The sequence below is a fragment of the Ferrovibrio sp. GW821-FHT12E11 genome (assembly GCF_058806975.1).
Window position 1 is genome coordinate 1,268,478 of record NZ_JBXAQG010000001.1, and the last position, 22,077, is coordinate 1,290,554.

Sequence of the window (22,077 nt, forward strand, 5' to 3'; positions counted from 1 at the left end):
GGGGCCGGAGACGCGACAATCCACGAATCGGGCCGGTACAACAGGATGCTGCAATCTACGGGGCGGCGACTCCGGCGGCAAGCCGATCCCGCCACCAGCAAGCGAACAAAAAAGTGGCGGATAACCCCTGGTATTGATAGAGACTCCGTGGGCGCATCGCCGATGCGGCCAGGGGATTCCAAACAGACGGGGGAGCCGCAGCATCGCGGGTTGCTTCAGGCGACCCGCAGCGGCAAGAGTTATGCAGCAGGATGCCAGCTTCCAGTCGCGCCCATGGCCGGTGGTCCGCAATGCCGTGATCGGCACGCTGAACCTGCATCGCCCTTACACCGTCTACGGCTTCGGCGAAGTGGATGTGACCGGCGCCATGGCGCTGATCGCGCAATACCGCCGCGAACTGCGCATCGCCGTGTCCTTCCATGCCTTCGTCGCCTACTGCCTGACGCAGGCGGCAAAGAAGCATCCGATCATGCACACCTTCCGGCATGGCAAATCGCTGATCCGGTTTGACGACATCGACGTCTCGACCGCCATCGACCGGCGCATGCCCAACGGCATGCAGATGGCAGTGGGCTACACCTTCCGCGCCGCGCAGACCCGCTCGCTGGCCGAACTGAACCTGGAACTGCGCCGGGCCACCGATGCCGATCTCGCGCTGCATGACCTGGTGAAGCTGCGCCGGCGCATCGCCCGCATGCCGGGCTTCGTGCGCGACCTGCTGGCCTGGCGCATCCGCCGCGATCCGCGCCTGCTGAAGCAGTTCCATGGCACCATCGGCCTGACCAACCTGCAAAGCCCCGGCGTCACCAACGCCTTCTGGGCATTGCCGCCCAACATCTTCACCTACACGCTGGCCATCGGCAGCGTGCTGGAGCGCGACGGCCGCAAGCTGCTCTGCCTGTCGGCCGGCGCCGACCACGCCATCGTCGATGGATTACCGCTGTCACGGTTCGCCGCCACACTGTCGGGCCTGCTGCAGAATGCTGCAGGACTGGACGAGGGCTTCGTCACCGAGACCCGCCGCCTGCTTGCCGCCACGGAGACCGCCCCATGAGCATGACCGCCACCGCCCCGTCTCCGCCGCTTGACCGCTTCCCGCAGGCGCAGGGCCACTGGCTGTTCGGCCATGCGGCGCAGTTCGCCGCCACCGCGCATCTCCTGCCGGCCCAGGTGGGCGCCGGCCATGGCGGGATCGCCTGGTTCCGCATCCTGCACAAACGCTTCCTGGCGGTGACCGATGCCGACTATATCCGCCAGGTGCTGGTGACGCGGCACGAGAAATACGAACGCAGCTTCCAGTATCGCAACAGCCAGGTGATCAACGGCCAGGGCCTGCTGTCGACCGATGGCCCCTTCTGGCTGAAGCGCCGTCGCCAGATCCTGCCGGCCTTCCGCCCCGACGGCCTGCAGCGCATGGCGCCGGCAGCAAAGGAAGCGACACAGGCCATGCTGGACCGCTGGGAGACCGAACGCCGCGCCGGACGGCCGGTGCAGGCGATCGCCGAGACCCAGCATCTGTCGCTGAACGTGATCGGCCACGCCCTGCTCTCCACCGATGTCGGCCGCGACAATTCCGAACGCTTCGGCGCCGCCGTGCGCGACAGCCTGCAGCTGCTGCGCAAGCGCAACACCTCATGGTTCGCGCCCCCGCTCTGGGCCCCGACCAGGGGCAACCGCCGCCTGCACGAGACGCGCGCCATCCTGGACGACTATGTGAACGGCCATATCGCCGGTCGCCATGGCTGCCCGGTGAAGCACGACATCCTGCAGACCATGCGGGCCGCCCGCGAGCCGGACGGCAGCGTGGCGCTGGACGATGCAGCCCTGCGCGACGAAGCCAAGACGCTCTTCATCGCCGGTTTCGAGACCACCGCCACGGCGCTGGCCTGGATGCTCTATGCGCTGGCCAGCCGACCGGCGCTGGTCGAGCAGATCCATGACGAGCTGAGCCTGGTGCTGGGCGGCGAGGCGCCGGACCTGGACAGCATGAAGCGCCTGCCGCTGACCACCGCGACGATCAATGAGACGATGCGGCTCTATCCGTCGGTCTACCATATCTCGCGGCAGGCAATGGAGGATGACGACTTCCGTGGCCGGACGATCCCGCGCGGCAGCCTGCTGCTGCTGTCGATTTTCGGCATGCATCGCGATCCGGCGCTCTGGGGCGATCCGGACGCGTTCCGGCCGCAGCGCTTCCTCGACGATGCCTGGCCGAAACAGGCCTACATGCCGTTCATCGTCGGCAAGCATACCTGCATCGGCAATCATTTCGCGCTGGCAGAAATGACCATCATGCTGGCCATGATCGTACAGCGCTATCGCCTGAGCCTGGCCGATCCCACGCCGGTGGGCATGCAGGCCCGCATCACGCTGGCACCCGACCGGGAAATCAGCCTGCAGCTGGAGCCCCGTTAAATCCGCATGTCAGCATCAGGCTGACAAATACAAACAACAGGGGAAATCATGACGATTATGCGTATCGCACTGGCGGTGGCTATCTCTCTCGCGGCAGCACCCGGTACAACCGAGGCACAGGCATTAAAGGTGCCGCAGCGCCAGGAGCTTGAAGCAAAGGCCATTGCACCACTGAACGGAGCGCAACTCGCCACTCTGCTCACCAACAACACGCTCTATCATGTGGTGCCCGCCAATGGCGTTCGCGTGCCCTTGCTCTATCTACCTGACGGAACGCGCTTCGTCAGAATCCGCGGCCAGCAGAGCAAGACGAACTGGCGGATCGAACGCGATATGGTCTGTGAGGAAAGCGTCGTGCTGAAGCGCGAAGTCTGCCGGTCGCTGTACCGTGCCGAGGGCGTCGGCGTTATCTGCGATGAAGGCTCGGCGACCTGTGATTTCGGCCTCGACTGGGCAGCCGGCAATCCGGAGAAACTCGGCCAGTAAACGAACGGCGGCTGGATTGCTCCAGCCGCCAGCATTCGTCTTACTTGGCCGCCAGGAAGTCCCTCACCTCCAGCAGCACGAACTCGTTGTCATCGCTCTTGCCGAGCGCGCGACCGGAGGAATACGGCAGGTTGTTGTCGTTGCCGACGATGATATGCGTGCCGTCGACCACATCGACATTCTCGATGGTGAAGAAGGGGAAGGTGAGGCGCGGACCGCCCTCGCCCGTCTCGCCGCCCTGCTTGGCCTTGCGGTTCGGATCAGCCATGTCCATCAGGTCGATATAACCGACCTTCTTCACATAACCATCGAGATCGGCCTGGCTGAAGTCGACCTTGTAGACACGCTTGAACTTGGCCGGCACGTTGAAGCAATCCGGCTTCATCTCGCCCTTGCATGCCTGCGCCGCACCGCCTTCGGTATCATCGCGTTCGATGATCATGCCGCTGCTGGCATCGATCATGTTGAAGTCGCCGATGCTGTTGCCATTGACTTCGAGACGGTATTTCCAGCTGCGACCGGTCCAGTCGTTTTTAACCAGATCGAATTCCAGAATGCGCAGGTATTCCTTGCCGTCGGCACCCTTTTCGGTGCCGTTGGCGGCGGCATCCCACAGCGCGCCCTCCAGCAGCGGGTAGAGGAACTTGCCGTCCTTCGACGCAGCCATGCCCTCGAAGCCCTTGCTGCGGCGCGATTCGAATGCCACGGCACCCGGCGCGCCCGGCGTGCGCACGGCATAATGGTCGGGCGAACGCACCGGCTTGCCGTTCACCTTGGTCTCGACGATCTGCTTCACCTTGCCCTTGCGGTCGGTGGCGATCAGGTAGGGACCGAACTCGTCGCCGAACCACAGCGTGTCACCGGCAATCTGCATCGATTCCAGATCGAAATCGGCGCCAGTGAGGTAACGCTTGGTCGTGCCTTCGTTGACGATCAGGAAGGGCACCTTCTTGTCCGGGTCATGCAGGAACAGGGTTTCCTGGCGCTGCACGGTGCCGGTGGCGAAATCGATTTTCAGGCGATGGAACATCAGCATGGCGTCGGGCGAATTGGCCTTGTTGCCGAAGCCGTTATCGGTGACGACCAGGAATTCGCCATTGCCCAGCGACTTCACGCCGGAGAAACCCTGCACCGGCTGGCCCTTGAACGGCAGACTGATGCCGATCTTGCGCGGTGCCGCCTTGTCCGACAGCGCCGAGATGCCTTCCACACTGTTCAGCTTGTCATTACGGGCGGCGCCGGTGAATTTTCCCGAGGTCTTCAGCGAGGCCGGCGCATCGGCCGGGGCATCGACAAAGGTCTGGGCCGGCAGGAAAACATGGCCGGCGACCGTGGCGCGGAAGGCCTTATCCTGGGCCATGGCGCTCGTAGCGGTCAGCAGCGCGGTGGCAGTGAGCAGTGCAAACGTGGTCGGTTTCATACCGGTCCCCCTGTTGATGAGTGCAGGACAGACTCCGTAATGCGATTCCATGACATACCGATGCCGAAGCGATGACAGCGCCGTGACGACATCCGGAATCTGGCATGATCCTTGAGTGTCGAATCGAAGCTTTGAACCATTCGTCGAGGACAGGCCATGCGCGTTCTGGTGCTTTATGCCCATCCGGTGGAAACCAGTTTCCACGCCGCCCTGCATGCCCGGGTGGTCGAGACCCTGCGCGCCGCCGGGCATACAGTGGACGACTGCGATCTCTATGCCGAAGGGTTCAATCCGGTGCTGGGCCGGGAGGAACGGCTGAACTACCACAACACGGCGGTCAACCGTGCACCGGTGCAGGCCTATGTCGACCGCCTGCTGGCGGCCGAGGCGCTGGTGCTGTGCTTTCCGGTCTGGTGCTTCGGCCTGCCGGCGATCCTGAAAGGCTGGTTCGACCGCGTGCTGATGCCGGGTGTCGCCTTCGACATCAGCGATCCGGCCGATGTGAAGCCGGGCCTGACGCATCTGAAAACGATTGCCGCCGTTACCACCTATGGCCGGCCACGCTGGATGGCGTTTTTCATGGGTGATCCGCCGCGCAAGGTGATCACGCGTTACTTACGCGCGCTGACCGGCGGGAAAACCCCGATCGGCTATCATGCCTATTACCACATGAATGTGGCGACGCCGGAAAAGCTACAGCGTCACCTCGACAGGATCGCCCGGCTTATGGCGCGGCTTTAGGCGGCGGGCTGCCGGCCGGCAGGTCGGCTTCAGTACTGCCTTCGGGCGGATCCCGCATCTCCACCGGACGCTTTTTCGCCTTCGGCTTGCCATCCTCCGTCTCATCCTCATCGGGGCGGTCACGCTCGATGAACACCGTCTGGGCGAGCGGGATGACGATGCCGCGTTCGTCGAACCGCGCCTTCATCCGGCGGAAGAATTCGCGCTTCACGCCCCATTGCGCGCCCGGCAGCGTCTTGAAGCGCACGCGGATGATGACACCGGCGGCGGCGATCTGTTCGACGCCGATCACCTCCAGCGGCTCGATGATCTTGGTCTGCCATTCCGGCTCGCCGCGCATGCTCTCGGCCAGCTCCTGCAGGGTGGTGATCACCGTATCGACGTCTTCCTGGTAGGCGACATTGGCGTCGATCACCGCATGGGCGAATCCGCGCGTCATGTTCTTGACCTTGTTGACGGCGCTGAACGGGATCACATGCACGGTGCCGTCCATGTCGCGCAGCCGGATGGTGCGGATCGAGATATCCTCGACCACGCCGGCATTGCCATCCAGATCGACCACATCGCCCACCGAGATGGTTTCCTCGGCCAGGATGAAGATGCCGGTGATAATGTCCTTCACCAGGGTCTGGGCGCCAAAGCCGATGGCGAGGCCGATCACGCCGGCACCGGCCAACAGCGGCGCGATGTTGATGCCGAGTTCCGACAGCACGATCAAAGCCGCGATCAGGCCGAGCACGATGGAGACGAAGCGGCGCAGCAGCGGCAACAGGGTGCGCACGCGGCTGGAGCGCATGGTCGGCTGGCCATCGACGCCAGGCCGGGTGAGATAGTATTCGATCGCGGCCGAGGTCGCTTCCCACAGCAGCACGGTGATCACCACGACCAGCAGGATGGTGGTGACGCGGGCCACCAGGTTGCGCCCCGTGGCGCTGCCTAGCCAGCCCAGCGAGTCGAGGCCCCAAGCCTGCAGGATGGCAAAGACAGCAATGATATAGAGCAGCAGGCGCAGGCCGCCCAGCAGGACAGGCAGGTAACGGTTGGCGCGCCGCTCCAGACCAGGGAAACGATGCTGCACCTCGGGCTTGACTGCGAACAGTCGCCCGAAGCCATGTTCGGCGGCAAACAGCAGTACGCGCACGACAATCAGCACGGCTACGGTGAGCAGCGTGCCGCGCAGGATCAGCTGGAAGCCGCCGCTGACATCGAAGGCCCAGACCGCGAAGGTGGCGCCGATATAGAGCAGCGCCAGCACATGCCAGATATCGCCGGCGCGATGGCGCAGCAGCCGCAGCGCATTGCCGCGTGCCGTGTCTTCCTCTGCCGCTGCCTGGCCGCGGATGCGTTGCGCCACGGCCGTACGGTTCTGCAGCACCAGGATGGTCAGCATCAGGGTGAAGACAAAGCCGATCACAGTGGCGATGACATCGATGCCGTCAGCGGGGATACGCACACGCACGGCGATCCGCACAGCGGCATAGCCGAACAGGGCGATAGCGCTCAGGCGCCGCAGCCAGACCTGGATATACGCGGCATTCTCGCCATCGATCCGCAGCAGACGCGCCAGAGGCGATGGATGATGCGGCACTTCGGGCGCCAGCAGCATCTGGCCGGCGATCTCGATGGCGCGCCAGGCGACGAAGGCCAGAACGATGATCTGGGCAATGTCGCGGGTCAGCGCATTGGGCGCCAGCACCGCCAGCATGCCATAGGCCGTGCCGGCGAAAACCGCCGTGGGCAGCAACGCCACCAGCGCACGCAGCAGCACGAAGACCAGGCCGAGCCAGAGCGGGCCGGGCTTGCGCAATTCCAGTGTGGCCAGCGGCCGGCGGATCGCCAGGAAGGCCACGGCCTGCGCCGCCATCGCCACCACCAGCACGGCGCCCAGTTTCAGCAGCACATCGATCCACAGGGCGCGACGGCCGGGATGCTCGATCTGCAGACTGAACCATTTCTTTAATGCTGGCAGATCGGAGAACAGGGCCCCTAGTGCCGCGAAGCTGCTGCCGGCGCGGCGCATCTGGTCGACCACGGAATCGACAATGACGGCGCCGGGATCTTCCGGTTCCGCGGCAGCGGCCGGCTTGGCCGGTGTCGCAGCCGGGGCAGGAGCCGGCGCCGTGGCCGGTTTTGCGGCCGGCCTGGTCTCGGCCGGCGCCGTCTGCGCTGTCGACAGTGCGCGCAGGGTTTCGACCAGCTTGCGCCGCGCGCCCTCGTCTTCCAGCTGATCGGCCAGACTGTTCAGTTCCGCAGCGGACAGACCGGCAGGGGGCGCAGCAGGGGCAACGGTCTGCGCCATGGCCGGCGGGGCCAGCAGAATGATGGCGGTGAGCAGGATGGCGATAAGGGAGCGGGTCATGGCGTCAGCAGTGTGGTCGCAAATATGGCATGGCCATGTCGGGCATGGCAGCAAACAGATTAACGATAAGGGGAGAAAATGGTGCCCAGGGACGGAGTTGAACCGCCGACACGAGGATTTTCAGTCCTCTGCTCTACCAACTGAGCTACCTGGGCACACAAGCCGTTACGGCCAAAAGCCCGTAACGGCGCGCGGTTATAGACAAAATCCCCACCCCTGTCCAGCCCCGGACCGGGGCGCCGCCAACCGGCGGGTTTTACATGAATTTGGCCACGATATCGGTGGTCGACGCCTTGCCGATATCGTCGAAATGCTCGGCCAGGAAGGCATCCGCCTTCTCGCGGCCGATGCCGCGCAGATAGCACAGGAAATCCCAGTCCGGGTTGAGCTTGCTGGAGACGCTGAACTTGGCCAGCAGCTCCTCGGCGTCGATGCTGTGCATGAAGACGCGGGGGTACTTTTCGCGGTTGAGCTCGTTGCTGTCCAGCAGGTTGGTCACGAACTGGATCGCGCGCATCTCGCGCATCAGGCTGGAATTCCAGCTCAGCGTGTTGATGCGGTCGAGAATGGCGGCCGCCGTGTTCGGCACTTCCGGGATATTCACCGGATTGATCTGCACGATCAGGATATCGTTGGTGCCTTTTTCATAGATCAGCGGAAAGATCGGCGGATTGCCGCAATAGCCGCCATCCCAGTAGAAATTGCCGTCCACTTCCACGGCCTGGAACAGGAAGGGCAGACAGGCCGAGGCCATCACGGCATCGGGCGTCACTTCATCGCGGTTGAACACGCGGATGCGGCCGTTCTTCACATTGGTGGCGCAGATGAACAGCTTGGCGGCTGTCTTGTTGGCGCGCAGCGCCTCGAAATCCACCACTTCGGCGATGAGATCGCGCAGCGGATTGACGTTCGCCGGATTGAGCTGGTAGGGCGACATCATCTGCGACAGTGAATTGAAGAAATGGTACATCGGCGAGAAGTCCATGTTGCCGATGCTGAACATCTTGTCGATCGGGCTGGGCTGCAGCGGGCCCTTCTTGCCGGCCTCGGACGACAGGCGCCAGAATTTCTCCAGCAACTCTTTGGCTTTCGCCGGACCGCCGGCGCCCAGGCCATAGGCCGCCACAGCGGCATTCATGGCGCCCGCCGAGGTGCCGACCAGCGCCTCGATCTCGATACGGTCATCTTCCAGCAACCGGTCGAGCACGCCCCAGGTGAACGCGCCATGGGCGCCGCCGCCCTGCAGGGCCAGCTTCAGGCTTTTCTTTTTCATCGTGTCATCCCCCAAACGCCATGATCAGTTGTTTTGCAGCGCCGGCGCCGGCGCATCCAGATGCAGAATGGTTTCGTTGCGCGGCAGATAGGCGGACAGCGCGTCCTTGCGCAAAACCGCATAGGCGGCATGCAGCAGTTCGGCCTTCATGATCACGACCCGGGCGAAATCGTCGGCAAAGAAGTAGATGCGCCAGACCGTAACGACCGGCCGCAGTTCATGCAGCGCGATGATCGGCGCCGGGTCGGCCAGCACGCCGTCCACGGTAAGCGCCGCGTCCTTCAGCAGGCGCTGCAGGGCGGCTTCGTCGAAACCGTATTGCAAAATTACCTCGACGAAATCGAGATGCCGCGCCTGCGGCCGGCTGTGATTGATCAGCTTGGCGCGGCCGATCACCGCATTGGGCACCACCATCAGATCCATCGTGCGGGTGCGCAGATGGGTGGCGCGCCAATTGGTCATCAGCACCATACCCTGGGTGCCGTCCATGGTGATCCAGTCGCCGGCCTTGAACGGGCGCTCCAGATTGAGGGCGACGCCGGCGAAGATATCGGTCAGCAGCTGCTGCAGGGCGAAGCCGATGATGATGGCGACCACGCCCGAGGTGGCAAACAGGCCGGTCGGCGCCTGGTCGAAGACCTCGACGACGATGAAGCCGGCGGCAATGACATACAGCATCACGTTGAACAGGTCGGTCAGCAGCTTGCGCTGGCGTGGCACGCCCGACAGGCTCTGGCCATACATGCGCCGCCACAGGAACAGCTCGAATCCGGTGGCAACCGTCCAGGCCAGGCTGAACCAGGCCAGCACGGCCAGCGGCTTGTCGAGCCAGATCGGCAGATGCGGCGAGATCAGCCAGGTCCACAGGAACGGCACATGGCGCGGTTCGAGAACCGTGTAGACCAGCCCGATCGAAATGCAGAGAGACCAGAGAAAGCGTCTTGTTTCGCGCGACATGGGCCGGACGTTACACGGTTTGCCGCGCCATGGGCCAGCGCTTTTGCACAGCCGATGTTTTGATATGACAGACAGGTGGCGGCAGGCATCCAGGATCCCTTCCCGGACCGCCCCCGCTATGTCATGCTGCCGACCCTGACGATCCGACCGGGACTTTCATGACCTTCTTCTCCGCCATTGCTGCGCTCCCTTTCAAGGTCAGCCTCCTGCGGTCCGTCGGCGCAAAGATCTTCGCCGTCGCGGCCAGCCTGCTGGCCGTCATGGTGCTGGTGGCCGTGATCGCCAGCCAGATGGCGCGAATCGTCAGCGACGAACTGGGCCTGATCGAAAAGCATTACATGCCGGCCTATGCCACCCTGGCTCGCGCCCATATCCGTTCGGTGGAAGAGGACCTCGCCCTGCGACGCCTGATCGTGCATGTCCGTTCGGGCGACATGACGTCCAACGACCACAACGAAACCTACCGCGCCGATATCTTCAGATCGATCGAAGGGGTCAGGGCCGAGCTGGGCGCGACACGACAGCATCTGGCCGCCCTGCTGGCATGGGATTCCTATTTCCACAACGATCAGGCGATTGCGCGGGTGGATGCCCAGATCGAAATGATTCTGGAGATATTCGGCAAGGAAGAACGCGTACTGGCCCCGGTGCTGGACGGCCTCGCCGCTGAAGACTGGCAGAAGGTCTATGGCGCACTGGATCCCATCGAAGAGCGCAGCACGGATGTGAACGAGCGGCTGGAGCGCTACCGCAACGACATGCGGCTGATTCTGGAAGGCGCCGCCACAAGTGTGCGCCAGTTCCAGGAAAACCTCATGCTGGCCAACATGCTTGTCACCATCCTGGCCTGCGCGCTTGGCCTGGTCGCCGCCGGCTTCATCACCCGCAGTCTGGTCCGGCCGGTGAAGGCGCTGCTGCTGGGCGCCCAGCGGATCGAAGGCGGCTCCCTGGATGTCGACCTGCCGGTCTCCTCCCGCGACGAGATCGGCCAGCTCACCGCCAGCTTCAATGTGATGGTGGAAGAGCTGCGTAAGAAGGAGCGCATCCGCGACACCTTCGGCAAATACATGGATCCGCGTATTGTCGAGGGCCTGCTGGATCGCCCCGATCTCGCCCATAGCGAGGGCGAGCGACGGATCATGACCGTGCTGTTCTGCGACATGCAGGGCTTCACGGCGCTGAGCGAGCGCCTATCGCCTGCCGCGCTGCTGGCGGTGGTGAACCGCTACCTGACCCTGATGTCCCAGCCGGTGCGCGAGCATAACGGCGTCATCGATAAATATATCGGCGATGCCATCATGGCCTATTGGGGCCCTCCCTTCGTGGCCAGCGACCGCCAGGCCCTGCTGGCCTGCGAGGCTGCGCTGGACATGGTGAAGCAGCTCGAGCGCTTCAATGCCGAACTGCCCGACCTGATCGGCGTGCGCGGCAACCTGCCGGCGATCGACATCCGCATCGGCATCGCCACCGGCGAGATGCTGGTCGGTTCGATCGGCTCGGAATTCTCGCAAAGCTATTCCGTGCTGGGCGACAGCGTGAACCTTGCCTCGCGCCTGGAAGCCGCCAACAAGGCCTATGGCACCCGCATCATGGTCAACACGCAGACCCGCAACATGGTGGGCGACCAGTTTGCCATGCGTGAGATCGACATGATGCGCGTGGTCGGCAAGACCGAACCGGAACGCGTCTTCGAGGTCTATGGTCACGCCGATGCGGCACAGCATGCCCGCGATGCCGCCTTTGCCGAAGGCCTGACCGCCTATCGCCGGGGCGACTGGGCCGTTGCGCGCCAGCATCTGGAGCAGGGCCGGACCAGCGCCGGCGGCGACCGTCTGGCGGATGCCTTCCTCAGCCGCGTCGCGATCCTGGAAAAAGAAGCCCCGGCAAACTGGGACGGCATCTGGACCATGACTAGCAAGTGACGGCCGCCGGGCCCGGCCCAGGTCGGGCTGGACAATCCTGCCGCATCTGCCTATCAGTTTTGCCTCGCCCCTCCGTCAGCCGCCAGAGCCTGTATCATGACTGATTCCGCGATTGCCGTGGCCGGCCTGGCCAAGACCTATGGTCAGGCAGAATCGCTGGTGCGTGCCGTTGACGGCATCGACTTCACCGTGAAGCCGGGCAGTGTCACGGCCCTGCTGGGCGGCAACGGCGCCGGCAAGACCACCACGATTGCCATGCTGCTCGGCCTGCTGAAGCCTTCGGCCGGCAGCATCGCCATCCTGGGCACCGACATGCTGCGCGAGCGCCACCGCATCCTGCCGCGGCTGAATTTTTCCTCGCCCTATGTGGACCTGCCGCATCGCCTGACCGTGCGGCAGAACCTGATGGTTTTCGCCGGCCTCTATGCCGTGAAGCAGGCGCCCGCGCGCATCGCCGAACTGGCGCAGGAACTCGATTTCGCCGCCCTGCTGGATCGCCCGGCTGGCGCGCTCTCGGCCGGCCAGAAGACCCGCGTGGCCCTGGCCAAGGCGCTGATCAATCACCCCGACCTGCTGCTGCTCGACGAACCCACCGCCTCGCTGGACCCCGATACCGCCGACTGGGTGCGCAGCCTGCTGGAAAAATACCGCCAGGAGCGCGGCACCACCATCCTGCTGGCCTCGCATAACATGGGCGAAGTCGAGCGGCTGTGCGACCAGGTGCTGATGATGAAGCAGGGCCGCATCGTCGACCGCGGCACCGCGCCGGAACTGATCGCGCGCTACGGCCGCAGCAATCTGGAGGAAGTGTTCCTCGATATCGCCCGCGGCCAGGGCAAGGCCGCCGAACAGAAGGTGCCGGCATGATGACGGACTCGCTGAGCTGCAGCCTGCAGCGCATGCACGCTATGCTGCGCCGGCACTGGTATCTGCTGTCGGGCTCTTGGACCCGCATTGTCGAGCTGATCTACTGGCCCGCCGTGCAGATGATCATGTGGGGATTCCTCACCCAGTTCCTCGCCAGCAAGACCTCGTATATCGCCCAGGCCTTCGGCGTCTTCCTCGCCGGCATGATGCTGTGGGACTCGATGTTCCGCGTGCAGCTCGGCGTGGCGATCTCCTTCCTGGAAGAGATGTGGTCGCGCAATCTGGGCAACCTGTTCGTCAGCCCGCTGCGGCCGAGCGAATTCGCCGCCTCGATCCTGGTGATGGGCCTGCTGCGCACCCTGGTCGGCATGATCCCGGTCAGCCTGATGGCCTGGCTGTTCTTCGACTTCTCGGTCTACAGCATGGGTCTGGGCTTGGCCGGCTTCTTCTTCAGCCTCACCATGTTTGGCTGGGCCATCGGCATCGCCGTCTGCGGCCTCATCATGCGCCATGGCCTGGGCGCTGAAAGCGCCGCCTGGGGCGCCATGTTCCTGATCCTGCCGGTAGCGGCGGTGTATTACCCGGTCAGCGTGCTGCCGGGCTGGCTGCAGGCGGTGGCCTGGTCGATGCCGCCCGCCTATGTGTTCGAAGGTATGCGGGCGCTGCTGGTGGACGGCGTGCTGCGGCAGGATCTGTTGATCGGCGCCTTCGCGCTGAACGCCCTGTATCTGGCCCTCGGCTTTGCGGTCTTTCTGAGCCTGTTCGAGGCGGCGCGCCGCCGCGGGCTGTTACTGGGCCAAGGCGAATAAAGCCACGCCATCGGTCAACAGTCGCCCCAGAAGCCGCGCCGGCAGCAGGGTAAACAGGCCCGGAATCACCAGGGCGCCGAAAAACAGGCCGATCATCGCCATGCGGTGCCGGGCGACCTTGCCGCGTCGGATCGCCAGGATGGCCAGGGGCACCAAAACCAACACCAGCACGCTGAGCGCATGAATCGGGCTGAAAGTGCCGGTGATGCCCGTGATCCAGAAGGAACTGACCGCTGCCGTCAGCATCAGGCCAACCCAGAGCCAGCCGAGCAGCCGGTGTGCGCCAGTGCCCTTGCGGCGCACCAGCATGGCGATTCCCAGCAGCAGCGCCAGAAATGTGGCCGCCAGATGGATATGAACGGCCGGGCCGGCCGTTAGAAGCGGGGCGAAATTCATGCCGCCAGCCTGCTGCGGCCCCTGCAAAACCACCAGCGGCTTGCTATATAGATGTGACTTGGATCACCGGTTTTCCGGGATTTAGCCCCGTGATACTTAAGGATTTGCCGTGAGCGCCACCATTGCCCTGGTCGATGACGACCGCAACATCCTCACCTCGGTCTCGATCGCGCTGGAAGCGGAAGGCTACAAGGTCCGCACCTACAATGACGGCGCCGAGGCCCTGCGCCACCTGACCCAGCAGGTGCCCGATCTCGTCATCCTCGACATCAAGATGCCACGGCTCGACGGCATGGAAACGCTGAGCCGGCTGCGCCGCGTCAGCCAGGTGCCGGTGATCTTCCTCACCTCCAAGGACGAGGAGATCGACGAGGTGCTGGGCCTGAAGATGGGCGCCGACGATTACATCACCAAGCCGTTCAGCCAGCGCCTGCTGATCGAACGGATCAAGGCGGTGCTGCGCCGCGCCGAGGCCAATCGTCCGGGCGCCGAGCAGACTTCGGCCGACAAGATGATCGTGCGCGGCGCGCTGGAGCTGGATCCGGCCCGCCACCGCTGCACCTGGAAAGGCGAGGATGTCACGCTGACGGTGACGGAATTCCTGCTGCTGGAAGCGCTGGCCCAGCGCCCCGGTCATGTGAAGAACCGCGATCAGCTGATGGATGCCGCTTACGACGACAATGTCTATGTCGACGATCGCACCATCGACAGCCACATCAAGCGGCTGCGCAAGAAGTTCAAGAGCATCGACGACGACTTCGACTCGATCGAGACGCTGTATGGCGTCGGCTACCGCTTCAAGGAACCGGCGGCGTAAGCAGCCGCCTGAAAGAAGGACAGTCACGGAGATGCGGCGGTGAGCGAACAGCGCACGCGACGGCGGGTGATGTCGCCGCTGACCCGCCGCATCCTGCTGATCAACCTGGCGGCGCCGCTGGCGCTGGTGCTGGCCTTTTTCTATCTCGACCAGTTCCGCCTGAGCCTGATCGACACCCGCATCAATGCGCTGCGTTATGAAGCCAATCTGATCGCCGGCGCCCTGGGCGAATCCGCCATTTCGCCCACCGAATTCACGCCGACGCTGGAGCCGGAGCTGGCGCGCCAGCTGATGCGGCGCCTTGCCACGCAATCCAGCGCCCGCGCCCGGCTGTTCGATGCCGAGGGCGAGATGATTGCCGACAGCCGCCTGCTGCTGGCCGCCGGGCGCGGCGTGGTGACCCGCCAACTGGCGCCGCCCAATATCGACACGCCCTGGGAACAGGCGCTGATCGGCCTCTACGACAACATCAACGCCCTGTTCATGACCACCCTGCAGCTGCCGAGCTATGTCGAGCTGCCCTTCACCCATGCCAACGATTATCCGGAAGCCAGCCGCGCCCTGAACGGCGAAAGCGGCGAGCAGCTGCGCGACCTGCCCGACGGCCGCATCATGCTGTCGGTCGCCGTGCCGGTGCAGGGCCTGCGCAAGGTGGTGGGGGCCCTGCTGCTGAATATCGACAGCGCCGAGCTGGATGCCCGCGTGCGCGAGGAGCGGCTCGGCGTGCTCAAGGTCTTTGCCGCCGTGCTGGGCTTCACCGTGCTGGCCTCGCTCTACCTCGCCGGCGCCATCGTGCGGCCGGTGCATCGTCTGGCCGAGGCGGCAGGCCGCATCCGCGACGCCAAGGGCCGTATCGCCCATCTGTCGCTACCCGATTTCTCCGGCCGGCAGGACGAGATCGGCGATCTTTCGAGCGTGCTGCGCGCCATGACGGCGGCACTGTCCCAGCGTCTGGACGCCATCGAGAAATTCGCCGCCGATGTCTCGCATGAAATCAAGAACCCGCTGACCTCGCTGCGCAGCGCCATGGAAACCTTCATGCGCACCGACAAGCCGGAACTGCGCGCGCGGTTGCTGACGGTGATGCAGGATGACGTGCGCCGCATGGATCGGCTGATTACCGATATCTCCGGCGCTTCGCGCCTGGATTCCGAACTGGCGCGCACCGAAGCGCAACCGATCGATATCGCCGCCATGCTGCAGTCGGTGATCGAGCCCTACGCCACCCGACTGGGCGATGGCGGCCCGCATATCGAACTGAAGCTGATCGAACCCGGCCCCTATCTGGCGCCGGGCTTCGAGGACCGCCTCGGCCAGGTGGCGCGCAACCTGCTCGACAACGCGATTTCCTTCAGCCCGCCCGCGGGCATCATCACGGTCATCGTGCGCCGGGAACCGCGCCACATCGTGTTCAGCGTCACCGATCATGGCCCCGGCATTCCGGAGGAAAACCGGGAATCGATCTTCGAGCGCTTTTACACCGAACGCCCGTCCGCCGAGGCTTTCGGCCTGCATTCGGGCCTCGGCCTCTCGATTGCCCGTCAGATCGTGCAGTCGCTCGGTGGTCAGATTCATGCCGAGAACCGTGACGACGGGCCGACCGGTGCCCGCTTTGTGGTCCGTCTGCCGCTTTGAACGGCGGGTATTAACCAAGCCGACGGATATCCACAGAAGCATGTATTGACAGTGCACGGAGCGGGCGGCAGGCTGCCCGCCCATGCTGACTGTCCACGCAACCTGTGTGGCGATTGACGGCGAGGCGGTGCTGCTGCGCGGCCCCTCGGGCGCCGGCAAATCCGACCTCGCACTCCGACTAATCGAAGCCTATGGCGTGGCCGGCGCCATGCTGGTAGCCGACGACCGCACGGCTTTGCGCCGCCAGGGTGCGCGCGTGATCGCGGCAGCGCCTGCCGCTATCCGCGGCCTGCTGGAAATCCGTGGCCTGGGCCCGGTGCCTGTGATGGCCGCCGATCCGACGCCGCTGGCGCTGGTGATCGATCTGGTGGCCGCCGCCGATGTGCCACGGTTGCCGGACGAAACTTACGAAACGCTGTGCGATGTCGCACTGCCCCGCCTCGCGCTGCATGCCTTCGAGGCCAGTGCGGCGGCAAAGGTGAAATGGGCATTGGCCCGTGCCGCCACCGGCAGGCTGTTCACGCCGGCCGAAGCCTTCGACGCCGAGACTGTCGTTGCGTTCCGGCAGCAGGCCTGATGGTCATGCCCGCCGCGGACCCTGCCAAAGCCGAGCCGATCCGCGTCGTCGTCGTCACCGGCCTGTCCGGCGCCGGCAAGACCACCGCTCTGAAGGTGCTGGAGGATCTCGGCTACGAAGCTGTCGACAACCTGCCCATCTCGCTGCTGCGCCGCCTCGCCTCGCCCGAGGATGAGCCGGCATCCGACCAGCCGCGCCGCGCCATCGCCGTCGGCATTGACAGCCGCACCCGCGGATTCCAGACCGATGCGTTGATTACCGTGATCGGCGAACTGAAGCAGCGCGCCGACCTGGCCGTGCAGCTGCTGTATTTCGACTGCAACGACGACATCCTGCTCAAGCGCTTCACCGCCACGCGGCGGCGTCATCCGATGGCCGCCGACCGGCCGGTCGCCGACGGCATCGCCACCGAGCGCCGCCTGATGCTGCCGCTGCAGAGCGAAGCGGATGTCACGCTGGATACCTCCGCCCTGGCATTACCCGAATTCCGGCAGGTTATGGCCGCGCAATTCGCGCTGGACGCCCTGCCCGGCCTCAGTATCATGGTGACCTCGTTTTCCTACAAACTTGGCCTGCCGCGCGAGGCGGATCTGGTGTTCGATGTGCGCTTCCTGCGCAATCCGCATTATGACGAAATCTTACGACCGCAGACTGGCACCGAGCCTGCGGTGGCCGCCTATGTCGCGGCCGATCCCGGCTATGACGATTTCTTTTCCCGGCTCACCGGCATGATCGGCGCACTGCTGCCGCGCTATGCCGAAGAGGGCAAGCGCTATCTGACCATCGCCATCGGTTGTACAGGCGGACGCCACCGTTCCGTAGCGGTTGCCGAGGCCCTGGGCAAACACTTGCGCGATGCCGGACAACGTGTCGATATCCGCCACCGCGACCGCGATCTGGCCCCGGCCTGAACCTTGGCCTGACGCAGCCGTTAAAGGATCCCCAGCCCCATGCCCCGTCACAAGATCGATAGCGTCCCATGATCGGTATTGTCGTCGTTACCCACGGCCGCCTGGCCGAGGAATTCATCCACGCCACCGAGCATGTGGTCGGCCCGCAGAAAAGCATGCGCGCCGTCTGCATCGGACCCGATGACGACATGGAGCAGCGCCGCGCCGATATCCTCGCCGCCGTCGCGGCCGTCGAAACCGGGCGCGGCGTGATCGTGCTGACCGACATGTTCGGCGGTACGCCCTCGAACCTCGCCATCTCGATCATGGACCAAGCCAAGGTGGAAGTGATCGCCGGCGTGAACCTGCCCATGCTGATCAAGCTGGCCAGTGTGCGCGCCAAGGCCGATCTGGCCACGGCGGTCAGCGCCGGCCAGGAAGCCGGCCGCAAATACATCAACGTAGCGTCCAAGCTGCTGGCGGGAGAATCCGCCTGATGAATGCCCCGACGGCCAGCGGCGCCCTGACGCGCAATGTGACGATCCCGAACCAGCGCGGCCTGCATGCCCGCGCGGCGGCCAAGTTCGTCCAGGTGGTTGCCCGCTTTCCCCAGGCCCGCATCCAGGTCTCGAAAGACGGCCAGACGGTCAACGGAGAATCCATTATGGGCCTGATGATGCTGGCCGGCACCCAGGGCAGCAGCATCGATATCGCCGCCACCGGCGCCGAGGCTCAGGCCGCCCTAGAGGCGCTGGTTGCCCTGGTGGAGGGCAAGTTCGGGGAGCCTGAATAGGCTGTAGACGGTCATATTCCTATATAAAGATTTCTTTATGTAAGGCTGGACAGACCCGGCCGCCCCCTGCTATACCGGCGCCCAGTTTTGGAAATCTCGCCAACTGGAGCAGCTGAAATGAGCGCGGATTACATCGTTAAAGACATCGGCCTGGCCGACTGGGGCCGCAAGGAACTGGATATGGCCGAGACCGAAATGCCCGGTCTGATGGCCACCCGCGCCGAATTCGGCAAGTCTCAGCCGCTCAAGGGCGCGCGCATCGCCGGCTCGCTGCACATGACAATCCAGACCGCCGTGCTGATCGAAACCCTGCAGGCGCTCGGCGCCGACATCCGCTGGGCGTCGTGCAACATCTATTCGACCCAGGACCATGCCGCCGCCGCCATCGCCAAGGCCGGCATCCCGGTCTTCGCCGTGAAGGGCGAGTCGCTGGAAGAATACTGGGACTACACCCACAAGATCTTCGAATGGGCCGATGGCGGCGCACCTAACATGATCCTGGACGACGGCGGCGACGCCACCCTGCTGATCCATCTGGGCATGCAGGCCGAGAAGGATGCCTCGGTCATTTCCAAGCCGACCAACGAGGAAGAGACCGTCCTCTATGCCGCGATCGCCAAGAAGCTGAAGTCCTCGCCCGGCTGGTATTCCAAAATGGGCACCGCCATCAAGGGCGTGACCGAGGAAACCACCACTGGCGTGCATCGCCTCTATGTGATGGCCAAGGAAGGCCGCCTGCTCTTCCCGGCGATCAACGTCAACGACAGCGTCACCAAGTCGAAGTTCGACAACCTGTATGGCTGCCGTGAGAGCCTGGTCGACGGTATCCGCCGCGGCACCGACGTCATGATGGCCGGCAAGATCGCCGTCATCGCTGGCTACGGCGACGTGGGCAAGGGTTCGGCCGCCTCGCTGCGTAACGCCGGCTGCCGCGTCATGGTCACCGAAATCGATCCGATCTGCGCGCTGCAGGCGGCGATGGAAGGCTACGAAGTCGTGACCATGGAAGACGCTGCCCCCAAGGGCGACATCTTCGTCACCGCGACGGGCAACCTGGATGTCATCACCATCGACCATATGCGCGCGATGAAGCATCGCGCGATCGTGTGCAACATCGGCCACTTCGACTCTGAGATTCAGATCGGTGCGCTAAAGAACATGAAGTGGCACAATGTGAAGCCGCAGGTGGACGAGGTCGAGTTCCCCGACAAGAAGCGCATCATCGTGCTGTCGGAAGGCCGTCTCGTGAACCTGGGCAACGCCACCGGCCATCCCAGCTTCGTGATGAGCGCCTCCTTCACCAACCAGGTGCTGGCGCAGATGGAGCTCTGGACCAATCCGGGCAAGTACGACAAGCAGGTCTACACCCTGCCCAAGCATCTGGACGAGAAGGTCGCCAGCCTGCATCTGGAGAAGGTCGGCGCCAAGCTGACCAAGCTGACCCCGGTGCAGGCCAAGTATCTCGGCATCGCCGACAAGGGCCCGTTCAAGCCGGATCATTATCGCTATTAATGCAGGCCACCAGCCTGACAGACGCAAAGGCCGGGGCATTCCCCGGCCTTTGTTGTTTCTGACGCCTTGTCTATAGTGGCCGGTATGTCTGGGGCTGTGGAGATGCAAGCGTGAACGAGACGGTCTGGGTAGCGGTTCTTGCCGCGGCCGCAGCCGGTTTCGCCGGCTGGCAGACATGGCGCCTGCGCGGCCTGACCGATCGGCTGCAGATCGCAGAAGCCGAAGCGGTCGCCACCGGCATTGCCCGCGACGGCGAGCGCAAGGCAGCACAGGCCCTGCAGCAGCGCCTCGATGCCCTGCTCGCCGAAAACGACTCCTTGCGTCAGGCCGAACAGCAGGCAAGCACCCTGCTGGATGCCGCGCCCTTCCCGATCTGGCGCCGCGATGGCGAAGGCCGCCTGCTCTGGGTCAATGCGCGCTATGCCCTGATGGCGGAAACGACCGCGAAAGACGCCATCGAACGCGGCCTGGAACTGGCCTCCGCCCACGATCTCGACCAGCCGCGCGACCTGGCGCTGGCCGCCCGCGAGGCGGCGACACTGCGCTCGCAGGAACGCCGGTTCGTTGCCGAAGGCGACCGCCGCAACTATCGCATCTTCGAACTGCCGGCCGGCGACGGCACGCTCGGCTTCGGCCAGGACATCACGCCCGAGGCCGACGCGCGCGGCCAGCTGCGCCGCCATATGGAAGCCCATATGGAAGTGCTGCGCACCATCTCCACCGCCACCGCGATCTATGGCCCGGACCGCAAGCTGCTGATCTGGAACCGCGCCTATGCGCGCCTGTGGCAGCTCGATGAAGCCTGGCTGGAAACCCGCCCAGGATTCGGCGAAGTGCTGGAACAGTTGCGGGCCGAACGCCGGCTGCCGGAACAGATCGACTGGCAGACTTACAAGCGCAGCCAGATCGGGCTCTTCACCACCGTGATCGAGCGGCAGGAAGAGCTGATCCATTTGCCCGATGGTTCGACCTTGCGGCTGGTGATCAGTGCCTATCCCTCGGGCGGCCTGCTCTTTGCCTATGACGACGTGACGCGGCAGCTCACCCTGGAGCGCGCCACCAACACCATGATCGCGGTGCAGCGCGCCACCCTGGACCATCTCTACGAAGCCGTGGTCGTCTATGGCTCGGATGGCCGCATCTCGCTTTACAATCGCGCCTTCGCGCAGCTCTGGCAGATCGACCCCGATGTGCTGAACCGCCAGCCGCATATCACCGAAGTGCTGGAAGCCGCCCGCCCACTGATGCAGCGCGGGCCTGACTGGGTGCAGCTGCGCGAGCGCCTGATCGACAGCTTCGCCAGCCGCAAGGCCACCCGCGGCCGGCTGGAGCGCGGCGACGGCACCGTGATCGACTATGCCTCGGTGCCGCTGCCCGATGGCGCGGTGCTCTATACCTATCTCGATGTCAGCGCCAGCATCCGTATCGAACGCGCCCTGCGCGAGCGCAACGAGGCGCTGGAACGCACCGACCGCATGAATGCGGCCTTCATCAGCAACATCACCCATGACCTGCGCTCGCCGCTCGGTACGCTGATCAGCATGACCGAGGTGCTGGCCCAGGGCATCCTCGGGCCGATGAATGCCCGGCAGGAAGAATACTGCGCCGATATCATGAAGACCTCGCGCGACCTGCTGCGCCTGCTCGACGATATCATCGCCATCGCCACCATCGAGGTCGGCCAGATGGCGCTGGATCCAGAACCCCTGGCGCTGGAAACCCTGTGGCGCGACGAAGTGACAGCCTGGCGTGAACTGGCCGACCGCCGCACCATCCGCCTCGATCTGCCCGACGGAAATACCGGCGGTGCCGTAATCAGCGGCGACGAGCAGCGCCTGCGCCAGGCGCTCGACAGCGTGATGGCTGCCGCCCTGGACGGCACACCGCAGGGCGGCCATGTGGCGCTGCAGCTGGGCAGCAGCCGCGCCGGTCATGTCAACCTGCGTATCGAATGCCACAGCGGGGGCTTAAGCCCGGTGCAGCCGCGCCAGCTGTTTGCCGATCTGGTCGATGCGCCCGACCGCCGGCGCGCCAATGCCGACCTGTCACTGATCGTCGCCCGCGGCCTGTTCGACCTGCATGGCGCACAGCTGCGGCTCACCGGCGAGCAGGATGGCACGCAGGCCGTGGAAATCCTGCTGCCGCGCCATGAGGGCGACAGCCTGCCGGCAGACGCGATTGCGGCCCTGACGGCCCGTCAGTAGACTC

General features: G+C 64.7%; 20 protein-coding genes and 1 tRNA gene. 15 read left to right on the forward strand and 6 right to left on the reverse strand.

Annotation, left to right across the window (positions count from 1 at the left end; translation table 11 throughout):
- The first annotated feature begins 241 nt into the window (after nucleotides 1-241).
- Genes AC1ROT_RS06270 through AC1ROT_RS06280 form a run of 3 tightly spaced genes read left to right on the forward strand, consistent with a single transcriptional unit; the run spans nucleotide 242 to nucleotide 2,901 of the window.
- Entirely contained in the window at nucleotides 242-1,054 is an 813-nt protein-coding gene (locus AC1ROT_RS06270) for a 2-oxo acid dehydrogenase subunit E2 (protein ID WP_492997815.1), read from the forward strand.
- On the forward strand, nucleotides 1,051-2,415 hold the full coding sequence (locus AC1ROT_RS06275; RefSeq protein ID WP_492997817.1) for a cytochrome P450: 1,365 nt from the start codon (nucleotides 1,051-1,053) through the stop codon (nucleotides 2,413-2,415). The genes AC1ROT_RS06270 and AC1ROT_RS06275 overlap by 4 nt, the downstream gene beginning before the upstream one ends.
- A 48-nt stretch (nucleotides 2,416-2,463) precedes the next feature.
- Nucleotides 2,464-2,901 carry a hypothetical protein gene (locus AC1ROT_RS06280; RefSeq protein WP_492997818.1) on the forward strand — a complete coding sequence of 146 codons (438 nt, stop codon included), beginning with the start codon at nucleotides 2,464-2,466 and terminating at the stop codon, nucleotides 2,899-2,901.
- 40 nt (nucleotides 2,902-2,941) lie between these two features.
- Here the strand turns inward: AC1ROT_RS06280 and AC1ROT_RS06285 are convergent, their stop codons facing one another.
- A complete protein-coding gene (locus AC1ROT_RS06285; protein WP_492997819.1) occupies nucleotides 2,942-4,321 on the reverse strand; it encodes an esterase-like activity of phytase family protein in 1,380 nt (459 codons plus the stop codon).
- 156 nt (nucleotides 4,322-4,477) lie between these two features.
- Between AC1ROT_RS06285 and AC1ROT_RS06290 the strand changes: the two genes are divergently transcribed.
- Nucleotides 4,478-5,062 (forward strand): NAD(P)H-dependent oxidoreductase, encoded by a 585-nt coding sequence (locus AC1ROT_RS06290; protein WP_492997820.1) that lies wholly within the window; start codon nucleotides 4,478-4,480, stop codon nucleotides 5,060-5,062.
- Here the strand turns inward: AC1ROT_RS06290 and AC1ROT_RS06295 are convergent.
- From AC1ROT_RS06295 to AC1ROT_RS06310, 4 genes are all read right to left on the reverse strand, one after another.
- Nucleotides 5,046-7,421, reverse strand: a complete 2,376-nt coding sequence (locus tag AC1ROT_RS06295) for a mechanosensitive ion channel domain-containing protein (RefSeq protein ID WP_492997823.1) — start codon at nucleotides 7,419-7,421, stop codon at nucleotides 5,046-5,048. The two genes, AC1ROT_RS06290 and AC1ROT_RS06295, sit on opposite strands and share 17 nt — an antisense overlap.
- Nucleotides 7,422-7,500: 79 nt before the next feature.
- Nucleotides 7,501-7,576, reverse strand: a tRNA-Phe gene (locus tag AC1ROT_RS06300).
- Nucleotides 7,577-7,677: 101 nt separating this feature from the next.
- Nucleotides 7,678-8,694: a patatin-like phospholipase family protein gene (locus AC1ROT_RS06305; RefSeq protein ID WP_492997825.1), complete on the reverse strand. Its 1,017-nt coding sequence runs from the start codon at nucleotides 8,692-8,694 to the stop codon at nucleotides 7,678-7,680.
- A gap of 24 nt (nucleotides 8,695-8,718) precedes the next feature.
- The gene (locus AC1ROT_RS06310; RefSeq protein WP_492997827.1) at nucleotides 8,719-9,651 is read right to left on the reverse strand and encodes a mechanosensitive ion channel family protein; all 933 of its coding nucleotides are present in this window, start codon (nucleotides 9,649-9,651) and stop codon (nucleotides 8,719-8,721) included.
- A 158-nt stretch (nucleotides 9,652-9,809) separates the two neighbouring features.
- Here AC1ROT_RS06310 and AC1ROT_RS06315 point away from each other — a divergent pair, with 158 nt between their 5' ends.
- The 3 genes from AC1ROT_RS06315 to AC1ROT_RS06325 all read left to right on the forward strand — a co-directional run bounded on the left by AC1ROT_RS06315 (nucleotide 9,810) and on the right by AC1ROT_RS06325 (nucleotide 13,249).
- Entirely contained in the window at nucleotides 9,810-11,573 is a 1,764-nt protein-coding gene (locus AC1ROT_RS06315) for an adenylate/guanylate cyclase domain-containing protein (RefSeq protein ID WP_492997830.1), read from the forward strand.
- Between the two features lie 96 nt (nucleotides 11,574-11,669).
- Entirely contained in the window at nucleotides 11,670-12,440 is a 771-nt protein-coding gene (locus AC1ROT_RS06320; protein ID WP_492969512.1) for an ABC transporter ATP-binding protein, read from the forward strand.
- Entirely contained in the window at nucleotides 12,437-13,249 is an 813-nt protein-coding gene (locus AC1ROT_RS06325; RefSeq protein ID WP_492969511.1) for an ABC transporter permease, read from the forward strand. The genes AC1ROT_RS06320 and AC1ROT_RS06325 overlap by 4 nt, the downstream gene beginning before the upstream one ends.
- On the opposite strand, the gene AC1ROT_RS06330 is transcribed toward AC1ROT_RS06325, so the two are convergent.
- Nucleotides 13,229-13,645, reverse strand: coding sequence for a DUF2306 domain-containing protein (locus AC1ROT_RS06330; RefSeq protein ID WP_492997832.1), 417 nt, complete (start codon nucleotides 13,643-13,645; stop codon nucleotides 13,229-13,231). The two genes, AC1ROT_RS06325 and AC1ROT_RS06330, sit on opposite strands and share 21 nt — an antisense overlap.
- Before the next feature lie 109 nt (nucleotides 13,646-13,754).
- On the opposite strand from AC1ROT_RS06330, the gene AC1ROT_RS06335 reads away from it, so the two are divergent.
- The 8 genes from AC1ROT_RS06335 to AC1ROT_RS06370 all read left to right on the forward strand — a co-directional run bounded on the left by AC1ROT_RS06335 (nucleotide 13,755) and on the right by AC1ROT_RS06370 (nucleotide 22,073).
- Nucleotides 13,755-14,462: a response regulator transcription factor gene (locus AC1ROT_RS06335; protein WP_492969509.1), complete on the forward strand. Its 708-nt coding sequence runs from the start codon at nucleotides 13,755-13,757 to the stop codon at nucleotides 14,460-14,462.
- 39 nt (nucleotides 14,463-14,501) lie between these two features.
- On the forward strand, nucleotides 14,502-16,097 hold the full coding sequence (locus AC1ROT_RS06340) for a stimulus-sensing domain-containing protein (RefSeq protein WP_492997834.1): 1,596 nt from the start codon (nucleotides 14,502-14,504) through the stop codon (nucleotides 16,095-16,097).
- Between the two features lie 82 nt (nucleotides 16,098-16,179).
- Nucleotides 16,180-16,674, forward strand: coding sequence for an HPr kinase/phosphorylase (locus AC1ROT_RS06345; protein WP_492997836.1), 495 nt, complete (start codon nucleotides 16,180-16,182; stop codon nucleotides 16,672-16,674).
- A 5-nt stretch (nucleotides 16,675-16,679) separates the two neighbouring features.
- Nucleotides 16,680-17,585: an RNase adapter RapZ gene (rapZ, locus tag AC1ROT_RS06350; protein ID WP_492997838.1), complete on the forward strand. Its 906-nt coding sequence runs from the start codon at nucleotides 16,680-16,682 to the stop codon at nucleotides 17,583-17,585.
- Nucleotides 17,586-17,653: 68 nt separating this feature from the next.
- Nucleotides 17,654-18,061 carry a PTS sugar transporter subunit IIA gene (locus tag AC1ROT_RS06355; protein WP_492969505.1) on the forward strand — a complete coding sequence of 136 codons (408 nt, stop codon included), beginning with the start codon at nucleotides 17,654-17,656 and terminating at the stop codon, nucleotides 18,059-18,061.
- The gene (locus tag AC1ROT_RS06360; RefSeq protein WP_492969504.1) at nucleotides 18,061-18,357 is read left to right on the forward strand and encodes an HPr family phosphocarrier protein; all 297 of its coding nucleotides are present in this window, start codon (nucleotides 18,061-18,063) and stop codon (nucleotides 18,355-18,357) included. The genes AC1ROT_RS06355 and AC1ROT_RS06360 overlap by 1 nt, the downstream gene beginning before the upstream one ends.
- A gap of 117 nt (nucleotides 18,358-18,474) precedes the next feature.
- Entirely contained in the window at nucleotides 18,475-19,869 is a 1,395-nt protein-coding gene (gene ahcY / locus AC1ROT_RS06365) for an adenosylhomocysteinase (RefSeq protein WP_492969503.1), read from the forward strand.
- Between the two features lie 110 nt (nucleotides 19,870-19,979).
- A complete protein-coding gene (locus tag AC1ROT_RS06370) occupies nucleotides 19,980-22,073 on the forward strand; it encodes a PAS domain-containing sensor histidine kinase (protein ID WP_492997839.1) in 2,094 nt (697 codons plus the stop codon).
- Nucleotides 22,074-22,077: the final 4 nt, after the last annotated feature.